This window comes from Mycobacterium paragordonae, assembly GCF_003614435.1.
In the GTDB taxonomy this organism is placed as follows: Bacteria; Actinomycetota; Actinomycetes; order Mycobacteriales; family Mycobacteriaceae; genus Mycobacterium; species Mycobacterium paragordonae.
In genome coordinates, this window is the sequence record NZ_CP025546.1 from 1,942,874 (window position 1) to 1,960,744 (window position 17,871).

Annotated in this window: 18 protein-coding genes; 13 read left to right on the top strand and 5 right to left on the bottom strand. The window is 63.9% G+C overall.

The genetic code is table 11. The features are described 5' to 3' along the window. The first annotated feature begins 227 nt into the window (after window positions 1-227). The 6 genes from C0J29_RS09125 (at window position 228) to C0J29_RS09150 (ending at window position 6,446) form a co-directional block, all read left to right on the top strand. Window positions 228-836 (top strand): TetR/AcrR family transcriptional regulator, encoded by a 609-nt coding sequence (locus C0J29_RS09125; protein WP_232004073.1) that lies wholly within the window; start codon window positions 228-230, stop codon window positions 834-836. Window positions 837-1,080: 244 nt separating this feature from the next. Beyond that, entirely contained in the window at window positions 1,081-2,502 is a 1,422-nt protein-coding gene (locus tag C0J29_RS09130) for a DUF2252 domain-containing protein (protein WP_120792112.1), read from the top strand. Between the two features lie 344 nt (window positions 2,503-2,846). Further along, window positions 2,847-3,692, top strand: coding sequence for a serine hydrolase (locus C0J29_RS09135; protein WP_162951423.1), 846 nt, complete (start codon window positions 2,847-2,849; stop codon window positions 3,690-3,692). Between the two features lie 53 nt (window positions 3,693-3,745). Then, complete coding sequence (locus tag C0J29_RS33640; RefSeq protein WP_276322739.1) at window positions 3,746-3,988, top strand: WD40 repeat domain-containing protein; 243 nt, start codon at window positions 3,746-3,748, stop codon at window positions 3,986-3,988. A gap of 232 nt (window positions 3,989-4,220) precedes the next feature. Beyond that, the gene (locus C0J29_RS09145; protein ID WP_120792115.1) at window positions 4,221-5,255 is read left to right on the top strand and encodes a hypothetical protein; all 1,035 of its coding nucleotides are present in this window, start codon (window positions 4,221-4,223) and stop codon (window positions 5,253-5,255) included. Window positions 5,256-5,546: 291 nt separating this feature from the next. Further along, on the top strand, window positions 5,547-6,446 hold the full coding sequence (locus C0J29_RS09150) for a YncE family protein (protein ID WP_242460626.1): 900 nt from the start codon (window positions 5,547-5,549) through the stop codon (window positions 6,444-6,446). Between the two features lie 176 nt (window positions 6,447-6,622). On the opposite strand, the gene C0J29_RS09155 is transcribed toward C0J29_RS09150, so the two are convergent. Beyond that, window positions 6,623-7,183, bottom strand: coding sequence for a hypothetical protein (locus C0J29_RS09155; protein ID WP_162951425.1), 561 nt, complete (start codon window positions 7,181-7,183; stop codon window positions 6,623-6,625). 438 nt (window positions 7,184-7,621) lie between these two features. On the opposite strand from C0J29_RS09155, the gene C0J29_RS09160 reads away from it, so the two are divergent. From C0J29_RS09160 to C0J29_RS09185, 7 genes are all read left to right on the top strand, one after another. Then, window positions 7,622-8,134, top strand: coding sequence for a hypothetical protein (locus C0J29_RS09160; protein WP_162951426.1), 513 nt, complete (start codon window positions 7,622-7,624; stop codon window positions 8,132-8,134). 290 nt (window positions 8,135-8,424) lie between these two features. Next, window positions 8,425-8,619, top strand: a complete 195-nt coding sequence (locus C0J29_RS32770; RefSeq protein ID WP_133436640.1) for a hypothetical protein — start codon at window positions 8,425-8,427, stop codon at window positions 8,617-8,619. Between the two features lie 161 nt (window positions 8,620-8,780). Next, entirely contained in the window at window positions 8,781-10,904 is a 2,124-nt protein-coding gene (locus C0J29_RS09165; RefSeq protein WP_162951427.1) for a WD40 repeat domain-containing protein, read from the top strand. Window positions 10,905-10,962: 58 nt separating this feature from the next. Then, window positions 10,963-11,553, top strand: coding sequence for a hypothetical protein (locus C0J29_RS09170; RefSeq protein WP_120792120.1), 591 nt, complete (start codon window positions 10,963-10,965; stop codon window positions 11,551-11,553). Between the two features lie 150 nt (window positions 11,554-11,703). Further along, a complete protein-coding gene (locus tag C0J29_RS09175) occupies window positions 11,704-12,453 on the top strand; it encodes a VOC family protein (RefSeq protein WP_120792121.1) in 750 nt (249 codons plus the stop codon). A 93-nt stretch (window positions 12,454-12,546) separates the two neighbouring features. Beyond that, window positions 12,547-12,891, top strand: a complete 345-nt coding sequence (locus C0J29_RS09180; RefSeq protein WP_120792122.1) for a hypothetical protein — start codon at window positions 12,547-12,549, stop codon at window positions 12,889-12,891. Window positions 12,892-12,907: 16 nt separating this feature from the next. Then, window positions 12,908-13,396 (top strand): LURP-one-related/scramblase family protein, encoded by a 489-nt coding sequence (locus C0J29_RS09185; RefSeq protein ID WP_162951428.1) that lies wholly within the window; start codon window positions 12,908-12,910, stop codon window positions 13,394-13,396. A gap of 4 nt (window positions 13,397-13,400) precedes the next feature. On the opposite strand, the gene C0J29_RS09190 is transcribed toward C0J29_RS09185, so the two are convergent. The 4 genes from C0J29_RS09190 to C0J29_RS09205 form a co-directional block, all read right to left on the bottom strand. Beyond that, window positions 13,401-14,552, bottom strand: a complete 1,152-nt coding sequence (locus tag C0J29_RS09190) for a glycoside hydrolase 5 family protein (protein ID WP_120792124.1) — start codon at window positions 14,550-14,552, stop codon at window positions 13,401-13,403. Window positions 14,553-14,661: 109 nt separating this feature from the next. Further along, complete coding sequence (locus C0J29_RS09195) at window positions 14,662-15,765, bottom strand: galactokinase (RefSeq protein ID WP_120792125.1); 1,104 nt, start codon at window positions 15,763-15,765, stop codon at window positions 14,662-14,664. After that, window positions 15,762-16,871, bottom strand: a complete 1,110-nt coding sequence (gene galT / locus C0J29_RS09200; protein WP_120792126.1) for a galactose-1-phosphate uridylyltransferase — start codon at window positions 16,869-16,871, stop codon at window positions 15,762-15,764. The genes C0J29_RS09195 and galT overlap by 4 nt, the downstream gene beginning before the upstream one ends. Window positions 16,872-16,892: 21 nt before the next feature. Continuing rightward, window positions 16,893-17,696 carry a DUF1906 domain-containing protein gene (locus tag C0J29_RS09205; protein ID WP_120792127.1) on the bottom strand — a complete coding sequence of 268 codons (804 nt, stop codon included), beginning with the start codon at window positions 17,694-17,696 and terminating at the stop codon, window positions 16,893-16,895. Window positions 17,697-17,871: the final 175 nt, after the last annotated feature.

A 17,871-nucleotide genomic window follows, 5' to 3' on the forward strand; every position in this document is an offset into this window, starting at 1 on the left:
ACGCCCGCAACGCTGCCGGATGTCTGAGCGTCTGGTCATCGCGTGTCACTTGTCGACTCCTCCCCTAGTGGTGAAGCTCTTCACCAAAGTCGTTGGTGATATCCTTCACCAAACCGACGCGGCAACGCAAGCCGTGTCGGCGGAGTTGAAGGAGTGTTCACACTTCGATGGCCATGCATCGCGGCCGAACCGCAGATCAACGGCGTGAAGATCGCCGCCGTCAACTGATGGAGGCGGTCCTCGACGCCATTGCCGAACACGGTGTGGGCAACCTACGGGTACGCGCCATCAGCGCACGTGCACGACTCAACGACCGCTACTTCTACGAAAGCTTTCCCGACTGCCAGGCGTTACTGCTCGCCACTTTCGATGACCAATTCCACCGCGCACTGACGGGAATCATGGCGACGGTCGCCGACTCGCCACACGAACTGCGACCCCGCGCGAAGGCGGTCCTCGAGTTCGCGTTCGCATTCATTGACGAGGATCCACGGCGATCACGGCTGTTGATCGAGCTACAGACCGCCGAGGCGCTCGTCGAACGGCGTCACGAGATCATCGATGTTCTTGTTCAGATCATGATCGGCCAAGCACGGGCACTACTCGGTGATGCCGCCGGAACCGACGAAAACCTCAGGCTGACGGCGTTGACCGTCATCAGCGGTCTACTTGAACTCGTCACGCAGTGGTATCGACACCAAATCAGCGTCAGCCAAATGGAACTCATCGAGTTCATGACTGCCCTTGTCGTGACGACCACTGACATCAGCGGGGAGTTGGGCCGTCAACTCAAGCCCCGGCGTAAGGGTAGATCAGGACCGAAAGACACTGCTTAGCAGCTGATTACGTGAGCGGCCGGGTGGCTTAGCGGGCGCTTTCGGAGCCTAGTTGTCCAAGGAGTCCGCCAGCGGCCTGGGCGTCGGGGGTCGACGGAGATGTTGACGAGCGCGGAGTTGTCGCAGTGTCGAGCACAATTCGTAAATCGGTCAGGGTTGCGGGTCGGGCTTGGGCGCCCCGCCACCGTCTGAGGCCGCCAACTGGCCCTGGACTACCCCGTCACGATTGGGGTATCAAGCCGATATGGATCGCGATTCAGTTGCCAGCGCGCATACCGTACTCGCCGATGCCGACGGCACCGCGTATCGGTCGTTACGACAGCGGCCGGTGACGCGGGCCGAGCGCTACGCCCTCGGCAAAAGTCTGCGTAAGCGGGTGCCGCGTAGGTCGCTCGCTGAATGGACGGCGCCATCTGATCGTCCCGACCCCGTCGAACTCGTCAACGTCAGTCACCAGGGGAGGGTCGACCGGCTGATACCGATCCGGGTCGGTCGCATGGTCGACTCGCCGTACGGCTTTCTGCGCGGCGCCGCGGTGGTGATGGCCGAGGACGTCGCGCATCTGCCGGCGACCGGAATCACCCCCGTGGTGTGCGGTGACGCGCACTTCGGCAACTTCGGGTTCTACGCATCTCCTGAGCGGGATCTGGTGATCGACCTCAACGATTTCGACGAGGCCCACCCAGGCGCCTGGGAGTGGGACCTGCGGCGGTTGGCCGCGAGTATCTGGGTCGCCGGGCGGAATAACGGGACGTCGGAGGACCACTGCTGCGATGCCGTCCGATCCTGTGTGGGTTCCTACCGCAAGGAATTGCGGCGGCTCGCCGAACTGCCCTTGTTCACAAGGTCTTTCGTGAGGCTTGATGTTGACAGGCTGGCAGCCGATACGTCAGGCCGGCTCAGAAAACAGGTCGTGAGGTCGGCCAAGCGGGCGCGCCACCGCACCGGCGACCGGGCGTTGCCGCGCTTCACCCACGAGGTCGCGGGCGAGCGGAAAATTGTCGAGGAACCACCTCTGATCACACAACTGTCCTCCGGTGAATCGGAATTACTGGCGAAGGCACTCGACGAGTATCTCGAAACCCTGCCCTCGTACTGGCAACGCGTGCTCGGTGGCTACACGTTGGTCGACGTTGCACACAAGGTCGTCGGAGTGGGCAGTGTAGGTCTGCGCGCCTACGTGGCGCTGTTGGAAGGCTCATCGGAAGATGACGTTGTTTTCCTACAGCTCAAGCAAGCTCGTCGATCGGTGCTCGCTCGCTACGTGCACGGTGAATCGGCATGGCACGCTCACCAGGGACAGCGGGTTGTGGAATACCAGCAGTCACTGCAGACGGTGAGCGATCCATTGCTGGGTTGGACCACGATTGACGGCTTGCAGTACTACGTGCGCCAATTCCGAAACATGAAGGGAAGCATCCCTTTAGAGGCAATCGACGCGGCGGCGTTGACTGACTACGCCGGCGTGGTGGGTCAGCTTCTGGCCAAGGGACACGCCAGGACCAGCGGTGCCTCGATGATTGCCGGTTACCTGGGGAGCTCCGATCGAGTTGACAAGGCGCTGTGCAAGTTCGCGCGGCGCTACGCCGATCAGACCGAAAAAGACCATGCCGCACTGGTCAGCGCCGTCGATCGAGGACTGTTGCCAGTCGAGCGCGGGGTTTAGCACCGGACGCGTGTCCCTATGACATCCGTCCTCGAGTCTTACGTACAAAGGCCGCGCACCTAGGGGTCAAAAGTCCCTGCCGCATTCCGATTTGGGGCCTGATGATGGCGTCGTAGAGGTGGCGGCCGAGCCGTGAGGCAGTTTTTCGTTAGCAGTCGCCGTCTGGTGAGACGACGGGAAAACAGACATGGCTGACACAAAAACAGGCAAATGTCCGGTAGATCCTTCGCATACCAGCGTCACTTGCACCGCTAGTTAGGTAACCGGTGCCAAGTTGCAGGCGAACGAGCCCAGACGTACTCCGGAAGCTTCGAGCCGCCCTCGTCTTCGCCTTGCTGGCGTCGATGGCAGTACCCTCATCCGCGCCCCGGATCTACTCACTGGCCGGCGCCGAACGTCAAGTCGAACGACGCATCCTTGCCGCGCCCGCCGATGTCGCTGTTTTCTTCCGTCTCCTGGGCGGTGAATCGGAGTGGTCCTACCAGCCCGATGACACATTCCACGCCGCGAGCACCATGAAGGTCCCTGTGATGATCGAGCTCTTTCATCAGGCGCATCAAGGCCAGCTCACCCTGGACGATCCGCTCCTCATCCACAATGAGTTTTTCTCTCTTGTCGATGGCTCGGCCTTCTACCTTGATCCTGCTAACGATGCCTCCACCGACCTCTACAGCTCTGAGGGCCAGACCCGAACCCTTCGCCAACTGTGCGAATTGATGATCACGATGAGCAGTAATCTCGCAACGAATCTGCTTATCAAGAAACTCGGCATAGAGAACATTCGCGCCACCGTTCATCTACTCGGTGCCGATGGCATGAACGTGCTTCGCGGCGTCGAAGACAACAAGGCCTACGACCTGGGTCTCAACAACACCACGACCGCACGCGCACTGGCGATCCTGCTCAGTGCCATCGCTGAGGGCAAAGTCGTCGACTCCGACGCATCCCGCCAAATGGTCGAAATCCTCAAACGCCAGCACATCAACGACGGCATCCCTTCCGGCCTGGACCCCACCATTCCCGTCGCCCATAAGACCGGCACCCTCAAAGCAATCCATCACGATGCGGCAATCGTCTACGGGCCGCAACCCTTCGTCCTGGTGATACTCGTCCGCGGGATGGCCAACAGCAAAGACAGCTCGGCCCTCATGGCCGACATCACCCGCGCGTTTTACCGGGCTACTCAATAGCAGCGTGGATCGCCTCCGGCGGTGACGGCATCGCACAGCCCGTCGGCGCCCCGTTGCGAGGCCACACCGCGGACGTAACGGGCGTGGCATTCAGCCCCGACGGATCTTTTCTCGTGTCTGGCAGTGAGGACGGGACCGTCCGGCTATGGCTCAACTATTCCGACGCGGCGTCGGCATTGTGCGCCAAGCTCTCGACCAATATGAGCCGCAGGCTGTGGCAAGTCTGGGTGTCGCCCGATATCGACTACATCGAAGCCTGCCCGGGACTTCCGATAAAGAAAGAGTTCGAGTGGTAGTCGTGCCGGCCTGGTGAAGCGTCAAGCCTGCCGGGCCAATGGCGTGTGGCGAAGTCGAGTGCGGCATCGCTGCGGTGCTGTAGGACAAACGACTTCGCTCCTGGCCCTGGCCGAATGCGCCCGAGCCGAATGGACCTTTGTCCTCGTCTTTGGTGCCAAAGGTGCCTATGGCGAGTGGGCAATCGCGCCTTACGGTGAGTCGGCTTATGAGCTGGACTCTGGGGAGGGCTCGGTGGCCGAGACCTCGGTTGAGCATGACGCAGACTCCGCCGTGCCACGGCGCCGCCGGACCGGCCGCGCCGGCATCTTTGCCGCCGTTCTGGTCGTCGTGGTGTTCGCCGCATCGATCGCGGCCGTCATCGTCCTCTCGCGCCGGGCTGCAGAACAATCGACGGCGAGGCCCGGCCGTAGCAACGCCGGACCCGCGGGTGCTCTCGATGGCACTTTCATTGATGAATTCGGCCCCCGGACTGACATTTTCGGCAACGCTTATCAAGGGAATGTGGTGACCGAAAAATATGACGGACCATGGTCAATCCGGTCCACGTGCCGGGCTAGTGGATGTGTGGCGACCGCAGCATATGGCCGACTGAACTCCAAATTGTCAGCTTTGGTGTTTGACGAGATCGACGGACGATGGCTGGCGGTCGCGGTGACACCAGGCACATGTGACACCGTCAGCACCGATGTTTGGGTGATCTTCACGTTGCAACCCCGTCCCGATGGGACATTGTCCGGCGAATATCTCGAGGTCCCTCAAATCCAGTGCGGCGCTCCTGGGATTCGGGGATCTAGCTTGCCTGCCAAGCAAATTCTGACATTCCGCCGCAGCGGGAACGTCGATCCGCCTTTTCAGGGGGCCGACCCCGAGGCGCAACCGCCGCGACACGCGTCCCCTGCCCAGGGACTACACGGTCAATATCTGGAGACAATGCAAGAACAAACGGGAACCTACACCCGCAGCAATACTGTCAAGACCTATTGCGTTCGCAGCGGAGACCGCTGTATGAGTCTCGTCTACACTGCGCTGGACTTTACGCCGCTGATCTTTGCGGGCCAAAAATGGACCGTGAATTTTGAACGCGACGTCATCTGCGCGAGCGGTGGCGCGGGGCGCTATGCGGATATCCGGGAATTCTCGTTGCCACCTGCGCCGCAGGATCCGATTCCCGTCCTCAAAGGGCGCGCCCACCAACAGGTGACCGGCGGTACCCGGTGCGACAGCGCCTACGACTTCGACGACACATTCGAACGCACTGGAGAGTGAATTGTGAAAAGCCCGGCCCTCTTCCCAAGCCTCGTCAGGCTGCAACGCCGACCCACTCGCCAAAATCCGCGGCCGGCCCGCATCCCCGCGCGCACCGGCGTTCTCGCGGTCATCGCAGCCGTCGTGTTCGCGGTGGTCCTAGCTGGATGCCGGGGCTCGACCGGGGGTCAGGCTTCGACCGCGAGCTCCCCACCGGCTGCGTCGTCGACAAGCAAGCCTGATCCCAACGGGCCAGGTCCTTACACCGTCGCGGCCACCATAACCGTCGAAGGCGGCGGGTTCGGCTTGGCGGTGGACCCGAGCACCCACACCGTCTACGTCGCCAACGCTCTTGACAACACGGTGTCGGTGATCGACGGGGCGACGCGCACCGTGACTGCCACCGTGCCCGTCGGCAAGAGTCCGGCAGGCCTGGCGGTGGACTCGAGCACCCACACCGTCTACGTCGCCAACGCTGACAACACGGTGTCGGTGATCGACGGGGCGACGCGCACCGTGACCGCCACCGTGCCCGTCGGCGCCGGCCCCGTTGACCTGGCGGTGGATTCGAGTACCCACACCGTCTACGTCACCACCGGACGTCGGTGCGGCAACGCAGGGTTCTGCTACGGCGACGGCACGATTTCGGTAATCGACGGGGCCACCCGCACCGTCGCTGGCACCATGTCCCTGAACGGTGACACAGACGACGTGGCGGTCGACCCAGAGACCCATGCCGTCTACGTCAGCACGCTCGGCGGCGTGGCAGTGATCGACGGCGCGAAACGCACCGTCACCGCCACCGTTCCCATTGAGGGACCCCATCCGGACAACTTGGCGGTCGACCCGTCCACGCACACCGTCTACGTCAGCGCGGGCGAGGGTGTGTCGGTGATCGACGGGGTGACGCGCACCGTCACCGCCACCGTGCCCTTGCACATCGACAACGGCTCGATGCGCGCGTACCCGTACGACCTGGCGGTGGACCCGGGTACCCAGAGCGTCTACGTCACCTACGACTACAACGAGACGATGTCCGTGATCGACGGTGCGACCCGCACTGTCACCGCGACCGTGCACTTGCCCACTGGCAAGGAAACGCTCCACACGCTGGCGGTGGACCCGGGCGCCCATACCGTCTACGTCAGCAGCCCTGTCTTTGGCGCCAACCAAGGCAAAGCCACGGTGTTGGTGATCGAACGTCGATCGTAGGGTGTGCCGGTGCGGACCTGATTGCGATGGAAAGGGCTGTGCAGGAGGCGCTTACGCCCACCACCCGGATGGCCACACCTCGACCTCAAGACTAAGTCGGCACATGGCCTGTCGGTCTCGCGGGTATTACTGGGAAACCGTCACACCACAGTCATCTTCGCAGCGCCGTAGAGAGCTCACCTGTTGCGAGTCCACCAGTCATACAAACTGGCGAGATCCGGCCCTTCGGCAATGCTGAGGAGCAGGTCGGCATCCCTCGTCCACATGATGGACTTCGCCTCGGGGTTCCCGTGCACCGGCCCGTAGACCTTGCCGCACACCACCCACCCGGCGACCTTGTCGGGTGCGCGGTTGTCACGCCAGGTTGCAGGACCGGTTCCCTCCTGGCCGGGGCACGGCAGAAACCACCAATACGCCTGGCGACTGGCGCCCTTTTCCCCCGAAAAGGCCTTATCCAGCGTGGTCTGATCCCCGTACAGCCTGTAGTAGGCATAGGTCGGGCCGCCAGGCAGGGAATTGTCCCGACATTCAAGGGCGGCCAGGGCATGCGTCGACTGCGGCACTCCCGTTGGTGAGGACGGGTTGTCCGGCGACTGGCACGAAGCGGGGCCATACCCGGCTGGCAGCACACTTCTGAGCTGTTCTTCGGGGCCGGCGCCGGCCGTCGGAGCCGCACCGATGGCGATCGTCGCGACGGCTCCGGCCACCGCAAGGGGCCGGATTGCCAGCCACCGCAACGGATTTAGATGGCTTCCGATAGTTTCGACCCTTTCGCTACGAGAACGCGCCGCCAAAACCCCGCATCGCGGACCTGACCACTTCTCCGCAAAAGGACTTTCGGTCCTAGCCCCTTACCGGGGAGTTCACGGACGATTGCCCACATCGCGGACGAAGGGAAAGCCATCATGAGGTCAGGTTTGTCAGCTGTCGTATCGCCGCTAGGGCTGGTGCCGGCGCTTTTGTCGAGATGGCTGCCACATGTTCAGTTGCGGCCTCCCTCACTAGCGACTAATTCCATTGTTGAACAATGGTATTGGCGACTGGCGGATTGTCAATCGCCGTCCGAGGGAGGTGTGTCGACTCTCAGCTCTTCAGGCATTTGCCTGGACACGAGAGTTGTGCGGGGGTACGACAGTGCGCGTCGCCCCGCAAGACCGCTGTGGACCCTGCTGCTTTTGACAGTGGCCGTGCTCGGGGGATTGCTGATGCCGAGCACCGCGCGGGCCGACCCGTCAGGTCGCCTGCTGTACGAAATGGCTGTGGTTGCACCGGATACCAGGAGCCAGGGCTGGCGTGGCGTGCTGTACGACACCGGCGGTACTCCGCTCGAAGTTCAGGGTGGGCAACGGGTGAGCACGCCCCTCGGAGACTTCGTCAATGTCCAGTGCGGGGTGCTTTGGGACGTTTGCGGAATGATCCGCGTCGACATGATGGAGTGGATGAAGACCCACACGACCAACGCGCCCACGATCGGCGTGTCGAACGACTGGGTGTACCGCATGTACGTCAGCGACGAAACCTCGGCCGAGCCGCAATGGCATAGCGCCCTCCTGCATTCGGGCAGCGAAGTAGCACCGGACGCCACACCGATCGATACTCCGATGGGCCCGTTCCGGACCGGCGGCCCTAACGCGGTCGGCTGGGCACGCGCGGGCTGGTTTCCGGTGGGCTGGCAACCGCCTTCATAGCCGCGGCCGGTCGGGGCTCCCAATGGCTCTAAAAAGAGTAATTGGACCCTTGCTGCGAATATCGGGGCCCTAAGACTCTCCGCGCTTGGTTCAAAAGGCCCTTCTCGAACAGCACTGGGATGCGGGAACGTGACGTTTCACGAATTCAGCACCCGCGCTACAAGATCGAGGACGTGACATGGTTCGCACACTTTCGGCGGCGGCGAGCGTAACGGCGTTTGCCGCGTTCCGCCCAGCGGCGACCTAACCCGCGGAAACCGCGAACGAGTTGCTTCTGAGAGGAGCGAAAAATGTTCTTGCGCTGGCTATTCGTCTTTGCGGCAACGATTTTGGTGGCCGCCTGCGGCAACTCGCGTGGCGCGGGATCGACGACGTTTCCGGAGCCGACGCCGTACTGCGTTTCCTGCCCTGGGACCGGCTATCACTGCGAGCACAATCCCGAGACGTGCGTGCCCGACAAGACCTCGACGACAAAGCCGAAATAGTCGTGGAGCCAGACCTGTGCAAGGCGGCAAACGCATTGCTGTGAAGGAGATCTTCCGTGGGAGAGAAGGCCGGTCCCCAGGTTGCCGTTGCACCGGATGCTGCCCAAAGGCACTCTCCCGCGGCCACAGAGCGCCCGCGGGTTCTGATAGCGGTGCTGGTGGTGACTGCCGTTGCGGCTCTGGTCGCCGCCACGGTCGGCTTCGTGATGGCATTCCGGGCCAAGCATTCCGCGGAGCGGGATCTTCGCCAGGCGACCAGCCTTCGTCTGGTCGCCGAGGCCCAGTCGATTCTGGCCCGCACCCGACCCGGGTCGGACGTGACGGCCTTCCAAAGACTGGTTACCGCCGCGCAACTCGCGCAAACGCCCGACGACGGTCCGTTGCGCAGCGCACTGGAAAACAATTCGCGGCTCTTGAAGATCATCGAGACACCTGAGTCGGTGGACAGCGTGGCGTTCAGTCGCGACGGGCGGCGGGTCGCCTCAGGCGGCGCCAACGGAGTGCTGCTGTGGAATGCCGACACGGGCCAGCCGACCGGCGAGCGCATGAGCCTCTTCTCGATCCGTGCGGTGCAGTTCAGTCCGGACGGCGCCCGGGTCGTTGCGGTCAGTGCGAATGTCGCGCGGGTATGGGACGCCCAGACCGGTCATCCGATCGGTAACCAGCTCAGTCTTGTCGGCATTACCGACGCCGTGGCTTTCAGCCCGGACGGTACCCGGATCGCCTGCGGCAGGCGCGACGGCACCGTGCAGGTGTGGGACCTCAATACCGGCCGAACGGTCGGGCGCTACTTTGCGGGGCACCAGGACTCGGTGGATGCCGTGGCCTTCAGCCCCGACGGTCGGCGAATCGTCTCCGGTAGCGCAGATAAGACAATGCGGGTATGGGATACGGACACCGGTCAACCCGTCGGTCAGCAACTGATTGGCAGCAGGGTGGTCAGCGTCGCGTTCAGTCCCGATGGCGCTCGGATCGCCTCCGGTAGCGGGGACGGCACCATACAGGTGTGGGACTCCGAGGCAATCCGGGCTCTCGGAGCGCCGATGACCGGCCACACCGGGCCGGTGGGCAGCGTGGCATTCAGCCCGGACGGCAAGCGGATCGCCTCGGGTGGTGGCGACACGACCGTGCGGTTGTGGGACGCTGCCACCGGTCAGGCTGTGGGCCCGCCCCTGGTGGGCAACCTGCGCCTGGTTCACAGCGTGGCGTTCAGCCCTGACGGCAACCGGATCGTCTCCGGCGGTGAGGATCACACGGTCCGGGTATGGAGTGCGCAACCGAGCCCACTGGTCGGCCAGCCGTTGACCGGCTCGCCGGGAGCGGTAAACAGCGCTGTGTTCAGTCCCGACGGCAAGCGGATCGCCTCGGGCAGTCGCGACCGCATCGTGGTGTGGGATGCCGCGACCGGCCAACCCGTCGGCCCCTCGATCACGGGCTACGGCGGGGGAGACATTGCGTGGAGCCCAGACGGTGCACGGATCGCGGCGAGGAGTGCCGAGAACTCCGCCGTACGGGTGTGGGACGTGGCCAGCGGCGAACCCGTCGGCGCCCCGATCGGAGACAAAGTAGATATCGTCGGCTTCAGCCCGGACGGCACGCGGATCGTGTCCGGCGGCGATGACTCGTTGCGACTGTGGGACTTAGCGACCGGTCGACAGGTCGGTGATCCCATAACCGGCACGGGCTTGCTACTAAGCGTCGCATTCAGCCCGGACGGCACGCGGATCGTTTCGGGCGGTGACGACGGCATGGTGCGCCAGTGGGACGTCGCCACCCACAAGCGAATTGGCGAGCCGATGGCCGGCCCGGGCTCGGTGGACAGCGTCGCGGTCAGCCCCGACGGCAAGCGCGTTGCCGCCGGCGGTTTGAACGATGAGGTGCGCGTGTGGGACGCGGCGACCGACAGACCCGTCGGCCAGCCGATGAACGGCCATGAGGGGGGCGTAAGGAGCGTCGCTTTCAGCCCCGACGGCAAGCGGATCGCCTCCGCCGGTAACGATTTCACCGTGCGGCTATGGGATGCCGACACCGGGCAACCCGTCGGCGCTCCGCTCAGGGGCCACACGCAGCCGGTGACGAGCGTGGCGTTCAGCCCCGATGGAAATTATCTGGTGTCCGGCAGTGTCGACCACAGCGTCCGGTTGTGGCTCAACTATCACGATGCAGTGGTCGGGTTGTGCGCCAAGCTTTCTGCCAATATGAGCCGCCGGGAGTGGCGGGAATGGGTATCGCCCGATATCGGCTACATCGCAGGCTGCCCGGGATTACCAGTGGCAAATGGTTAGAGGACCAGCCGCGCCACCTAACGCAAAGAAGGGCAAGGGCCTTGCGCTGACGGCCCTTTTGGTCGGCATCTTCGGCACATGTCTGGGGCTGTTGCCCGTGGTCGGGATGTTGGCCGCGCCGATCGCCGTCGTGGGCCTCGGGTTCGGCGTCGTCGCCGTGGTGGGGGCGATCAGAGGAGTGCGCGAGGGCAGAGCCGGGGCCATTGCCGGCACCTTGCTCTGCGTGCTGGCACTGATCCTGGGGAGCTTCTGGATTGTCGTGATCCTCAGCTCCTTCCAGGACCGCGGCGACTCGAGAAAGTCCATCACCGGGCAGGACACCGAAGAGATTCTGCGCGACGATCTCGACGTCCAGCTCGGACAATTCGTCTTTGACAGCGATCCGGGCAAGCCCGGCAAAATGGTTGTGACTCTGCGCAATATGAGCAACAAAAGCCAATCCTTCAGCGTCGAGGTCGAAGCTTTGGACGCCGCCGGACATCGCATCGCAGATGACACCGCTTTCGTCGACGTGCTGGCGCCGGGCGAAGTCACTCAGAGGGACATGTTCGTTTCCGTCGCAAGGGACCGGTACGACGCGATGAAGAAGGCGACCTTCAAGATCGTCGAGGCGTCGAAGTATGCACCGATGCCGCCGCCGACGAAGTAAGAGAATGCACAGCCGAATTTCTCTGTGCCGCAACGCAATATCACGCTTCGACGCTGGACCGTCCCGGTCGCGCGCAAAGGCAAGGGTGGCGCGCGGCGCGGGGGAGGCCCAGGTACGGTGGTCCTACGCCACTGCCATGGGAGGGTGTGTATGCCCGACTCGCTGCCCGGTCCTCGTCTGCGCCAGGTGGCGCTGGTTGTGCACGACTGCGAGAACACCGCCACTGCTCTGCAGGAGACGTTCGGCTGGCCGGGGCCGTTCCATGACCCGGGGGTTGGCGAGTTCGGGCTGATCAACGCGGTGTTCCCGGTCGGCGATACCTTCGTGGAAGTCGTCTCTCCCGTGCGGCCCGACACCACCGCCGGGCGCTACCTGGTCCGCCGCGGATCAGACAGCGGCTACATGGCCATTTTCCATGTGCCCTCGCTCGAGGGGGCCCGCCGCCGGGTGGCCGAGCTGGGAGTTCGAGTCGTGTGGAAGGTTGACCTCGAGGACATCGCCGGTACCCACTTGCACCCCAAGGACATCCCCGGGGCGATCGTGTCCCTCGACTGGGCGTCGCCCACCCGCTCGTGGCGCTGGGCGGGACCGGCATGGACGGGCACCGCGCCCGATCACTCGGCCGGCGGAATCGCCGGCATCACGGTCAGCGTGGAAGAACCGCCCACGGCCGCTCACCGGTGGGCCCAGGTTCTCGGGCTCGACGCGGAGGAAGATGGCCGGCTGGCCGTGGTCCGGCTGCATGCGGCCGGCCAAGCCGTGCGGTTCGTACCGGCGGTCGACGGCCGCGCCGAAGGCATCTCCGAGATCTGGTTGACACCGGGCCTCGAGGGCCTGCCCCGCGGCGCGGGGCCGGTCGCCGAGATAGGCGGAGTGCGTTTCGTCGTGGGCGCGCCGTGACGGCCCTCGAAACAGGATCGGGAGCCTAGAAGGCCATTATTTTCGCAGCTAGAACCAATGATCGTCGGTCCGGCTCCTTGGTAGGGTTGACTCGTGGGCGGCGAGTTCATCGAGATCCGCATAACCGAGCCCTGGGAATTTGACCAGCGAGTGCCCGACGTCATCCGTCCGCGGCTGCTGGACTGGCAGGTTGACGCCAAGGGTGCGCACGTCGCCTGGCGTTACCGCATAACCCGCTTCGAGCAGGACGGCCAACCGAGGTGGTCGTTGGACGGGACGGGCCAGCACCCGTGGACCAGCGATGACGTCGAGTATCTGAAGGACGTAGCCGAGCACCACGCCGGCCGGCTGTTGCACCGACAGCGATGGCGGCCCACAAGCATGTACAACGACCAGGAGCCACCGCTGTGGATGGATGGTCGAGGATTTTCCTCATAGGGCTTCGGAGACTGCTTTGAGCAATCTGATCATCAACGCAAAAATGTTCTCGCTGGGTGGCGAGTTTTGGGTGACGGACGACGCGGGAAATCCTCGCTATCAGGTCATCGGTAGCTTTTTAAAGATCCCGAAAGAATTTCGTATTTACGACGTGCAGGGTCGGGACCTGGCTGGCGTAACGCACACGATTGTCTCGCTGCTGCCGCGCTTTACGCTCGAAATCGGCGGCCAGCAGGTAGCGGTGATCCAGAAGAAGCCCAGCTTTTTCCAGCCCAAGTACAGCATCGATGCGTACGGCGTCGAGGTGGTGGGCAATATCTGGGACATGAATTTTGAAATCCAGCGTGGCGGCGCTGTCATCGGGCGAATCGACAAGCAATGGTCTGTCCGCGACAGGTACCGGATTGAGGTGCTGGATCCGCGCGACGAGCTGCTGGTGCTGGGCTTGGTGCTCGCCATCAACTACGTCAAGAAGGAAGGGGCGCGGCGGAGGGCAACACAATGAACAGTCACCCTGGGCCGCGGCTGCCGGCGTCTTCGGGGCTGCTCAGTTTGCCGATGGTTTGAATCTCGCTGTCGCGGTACGGCTTTCCATCCGGCTGGATCAGGTCTTGAAACCAGGTCTCCGGAGTCGTCGTATACGGATGATCCCATGAGTCCCAGGGCAGATAGGTCTGGGTCTTCCCGGCGACGAAACCCCAGTTGATCGCACCTACGTTGTAGCGCTTCGCAATTGGCAATATTGCTTCGACGGTGTTGCCGAGCGTCCGGGCCAGGTACTCGGTGCAGATGATTGGCCGCCCCAGCGGAGTGAGTTCGGCGATCCGAGCCTCGAAACCCGCTGGTCGGTCATAGCTGTGAAATGTGATCACATCGGAATTGTCCAGCTGTATGTTGGCAATTACGCTGCGGCGGTTGGGGTTTCCCCACTCACCTTGCCACACGGCACTCGTCAGTGGCTGACTCGGATCCACCGAACGTGCCCAATCGAATACCAATGAGAGCAGGTCGGCGACCCGCTCCAGCTTGTCCTTCCGCTCGACCTTGCGGTACGCACGCGATGGATTGTCGGGTTCGTTCCACAGATCCCAAGCCAAAATGCGATCGTCGGAGCGGAATTGGTTCAACACTCCCGTTACGTAGTCGTGCAGCGTGCGGCGGTAGTCCAGGTCGTCGAGGTGTTGAGCCCCCGGACTTTGCACCCAGCCGGAATTGTGCACGCCGGGCGTCGGCGCACGCTGAGGACCCGGCTGTGGGAACGGATCCCAACACGAGTCGAAGAAAACGAAGATCGGCTTGATGCGATGTTTCGCCGCGATGGTGACAAACTCGGCCAGACGCATTCGGAAGCCCCAGGGATTCTGGGCCCAGAGTTGATCGTGCAGGAATACCCGCACCGTGTTCAGCTTGTGCTGCTGCGCCCAGCCGAGTTCGACATCGATGCGTTGTGGGTCGAAGGTGTCGGCCTGAAACATCTCGAGCTGGTTGATGGCGTTCGAGGTGATGTAGTTGGCACCGACGGGCCAGGCTTGCCCTTGATACCAGCCGTTGGCTCGCTCGGGCGACCACCGGCTCTGCTGCGCGGCGGCGCGGGGCGCGCGCGTCAGGGTAGGCCCTGCCGCCAGCAGCGCCGGTAGCTTCAGCACCGTTCGACGCCTCACGAAACGACGATAGTTCCCCGGGTGAGGTGATTGCGCAGGTTTGAACGATTTGGACCGTTTGAGGTGCGGCGGCAGCGAGGGCGCTAGGGCGCCAGGGCTTCCGGACCTCTTACCGGACCGCCCCGGCGCCCCCCGCGGCCCGGGTTCGGGTGATCGTCGGCCGCACGAACCCGGCGTCACACGTCGCCCGGCGCACCGCCTCGCCGACCATATCCGCCCGGTCGGTCGGCACCAAGGCGATCACACAGCCCCCAAATCCGCCGCCGGTCATCCTGGCACCCAGAGCTCCGGCATCGATGGCGGCATCGACGATCAGGTCGATGTGCCCGGTGGTGATTTCGAAATCGTCGCGCATCGACGCGTGCGAGGCGCTCATGATCCGGCCGGCTTGGGCGAAATCCGAATCACCCAGCGCGGCAACAAAGTCAAGCACCCGGCGGTTCTCGGTCAACACATGACGAGCACGACGGGCAGCGACAGGGTCGGTCACCGCGGCCAGTACCGACAGGCTGCGGTCTTGAACCTCACGCAGTGATGACGCCTCGAGATCTTCGGCCGCTCTCTCGCACGATGCGCGTCGAGCGGCATACTCTCCGCCGGCATGAGTGTGGCGTGTTCGGGAGTCGATCAGCATCAGCGCGACGCCGGCCGCGTCCGGGTCGAATGCGACCGGCGTGACGGTGAGGCGGCGAAAATCGATCAGCAAAGCGGTGGCCGGTGCACCGAACAGCGATGCCAGCTGGTCAAGCAAACCCGTTGGCGCGCCTACATAGTAGTTCTCAGCGCGCTGCGCAAGCTGTGCCTGTTCCATTCGGTCGATGTGTGTATCGGCGGCCAACGCGATCGCGCCCAGCGCCGCACACTCCAACGCAGCCGAGGAAGACAGGCCCGATCCGATCGGCACTTCGCTGGTGATCGACATCGCGCCCCCGGGCACCGGGTGGCCGGCTTCACGCAGCGCCCACATCACGCCGGCGACGTAGCCGGCCCAGCCCTCGATGTAGCTGTCGGGGTCAGCGGGTGCGGTGCCCAGTGGAATGCGCACGGATCCGGCCGCGCGATCGCTGCTGACCACGATCGCATCGCTGTGGTCGGGGGTGAACGAGACGGTGGTGCGCTCCGGTAGCGCGATCGGCAGTGCAAAGCCGAGGTTGTAATCGGTGTGTTCCCCGATCAGGTTGATCCGCCCGGGTGCGGCGAAGCGGACCGTCATCCGAGTTCCCGCAGTCGCTGGGCCACGCTTTCGGGCATGACGTCGCTGATGAACGCCCCCATCGCAGACTCGGAGCCCGCCAGGTATTTGAGCTGGGTGGCGCTGCGCCGGACTGACATCAACTCGACGTGGAAGTAGCCGTCGGCTTGGGCTTCGGTCGCGGCAAACTGGTGTAGGGCGGAAATGTAGGGCAGCGGAGTGGGGGCGTACATGCGGTCGAATCGCCCCAGCACGTCGAGGTACAGCTGTGCGAACCCGTCCAGTTCGACCTCCTCAAGATCAACCAGACTGCGCACCAACCTGTTCGGGTAGAGGTGCACCTCGACCGGCCAGCGCGCCGCGAACGGCACAAAGGCGGTGAAGTGCTCGGTGCGCGCCACCACGCGACTGCCATCGGCGACCTCGCGCGCTAACAGGTCGGCAAAGAGGTTGCCGCCGTAGCGCATCCGATGTTCACGTGCCTGCCCCAGCATCGCGGTGATCCGCGGCGTCAGAAAGGGATAGCCGTAGATCTGACCATGCGGATGGGTCAGCGTCACCCCGATTTCCTCGCCGCGGTTTTCGAAACAGAACACCTGCTCGATGCCCGGTTCGGCCATCAAGGCAGCGGTGCGGTGCCGCCACGCATCGACGACCAACCGGGCATGGGCCGGCTCCAAATCCGCGAACGACCCGGAGTGTTCGCTGGAAAAGCAGATCACCTCGCATCGACCGTGTCCCGGCGCCGACACAAAGCCGCCATCCGCAGGCGCCAGGATTGATGCGGCATTTGACGCCGGAGTCGACCGTGCGTCGCCGGAGAGGCTCGGGAACCGGTTCTCGAAAACGACCACGTCATAGTCAGGGGCGGGCACCTCGCTAATTAGTCCGGTCGGACCCGGACACAGCGGGCACTGGTCGGCGGGCGGCTTGTAGGTGCGGTCCTGGCGTAGCGCGGCGATGATCACCCACTGTCCGGTTGACCGGTCGAAGCGCAACTCCGACTGGTCGGGGTTTTGCGCGGGCAGAGGCCGGCGATCCGGAACCGGCGCTGGACGGTGCCCGGGCAACGAGAAGAACAGCAAGTCACGGCCATCGGCCAGCTTTGCCCGGGTCGGCGATTCCACGACGTTGAAGGTTAGCCGGGCTCAGGGGTGTAGATTCCACTGGCCGCAATCCGCGGCGAGCACGTCGTTGACATCCACTTCCTGCCCCCCGACCTTGGGGCCTGGGTTTGACGCGGTGCTCACCACGCGTTGGTAGAGCACCGCGGCGGGGTCGATCTTGCTGCCGGACCAGGCCTTGGTCTGCCAGGCCCACCGGTGGCCGGGGGTGCGTGAACTTCCGATGACCCCGTCGGCGGCCGCCCATTGGCACACGTCGATGCCGCCGTAGACACCGGTGCGTTGCACGCCCAGCACCGAATTGATTCCGCGAAACCACTTCAGCGCCACGTTGTTCCAGGTGTCACGGTTGATGTCCTCGTCAATGGTGAAGAAGATCGGGGCACTCTGACCGCCGCCCGCGGCGGTGTGGAGCTTCCAGGCGGTGCGGGCATCCTCGACGCCGCCGGCGAACCCTCGCTTGAAGTCCGACTGTGCTGTCCCGCCCGGCTTGCCGTATTGGTAGTTGCTGACGATCATCAGCCCGGCGGCGGTCAGCTGTTCGGCGTAGGGCCGGGTGATCGGCTTCGCGCCGAAGGACGAGCCGGGACGCGACAGCGACACGTAGTTGATGACCCCGGAGTAGCCGGCGGCTTTGATGTGTTCGGCTGGAATCTGGTGCATAGCGAAGTCGATCAACTTGGGTGCGGCGGCAGCCCCCGCAGGTGCGGTTGCCGACACCGCGTGCAAGCCCGGCAGGGCAGACAGGGCGATGGCATAGCGCAATAGGTCTCGACGAGCAACAGGGCGCGCCTGGCGTAAACAAAAATTGATCGAGCAGTCCTGCATCGCGTGATGTTAAGTATGTGACTGTTGGGAACAGAAGTGGCGTTTTGCAGCTGATACCAAATCGGTCCGTGCGGTTCACCCGCCCGAGCCCCAAGCGGGGTCGAAGAGGCAATTCCTGCGGGTGGCGCGTAAGTCCCCTGCGCCGCGCGGTGATTGTAAAGTGGGCCAGTTCGGC

What these genes read in the sequence shown, in the direction of transcription:
- C0J29_RS09125 (WP_232004073.1), top strand. Translation starts at nt 228, where the DNA reads ATGGAGGCGGTCCTCGACGCCATTGCCGAACACGGTGTGGGCAACCTA.
- C0J29_RS09130 (WP_120792112.1), top strand. Translation starts at nt 1,081, where the DNA reads ATGGATCGCGATTCAGTTGCCAGCGCGCATACCGTACTCGCCGATGCC.
- C0J29_RS09135 (WP_162951423.1), top strand. Translation starts at nt 2,847, where the DNA reads ATGGCAGTACCCTCATCCGCGCCCCGGATCTACTCACTGGCCGGCGCC.
- C0J29_RS32770 (WP_133436640.1), top strand. Translation starts at nt 8,425, where the DNA reads ATGTTCTTGCGCTGGCTATTCGTCTTTGCGGCAACGATTTTGGTGGCC.
- C0J29_RS09175 (WP_120792121.1), top strand. Translation starts at nt 11,704, where the DNA reads ATGCCCGACTCGCTGCCCGGTCCTCGTCTGCGCCAGGTGGCGCTGGTT.
- C0J29_RS09195 (WP_120792125.1), bottom strand. Translation starts at nt 15,765, where the DNA reads ATGACGGTCCGCTTCGCCGCACCCGGGCGGATCAACCTGATCGGGGAA.
- C0J29_RS09205 (WP_120792127.1), bottom strand. Translation starts at nt 17,696, where the DNA reads ATGCAGGACTGCTCGATCAATTTTTGTTTACGCCAGGCGCGCCCTGTT.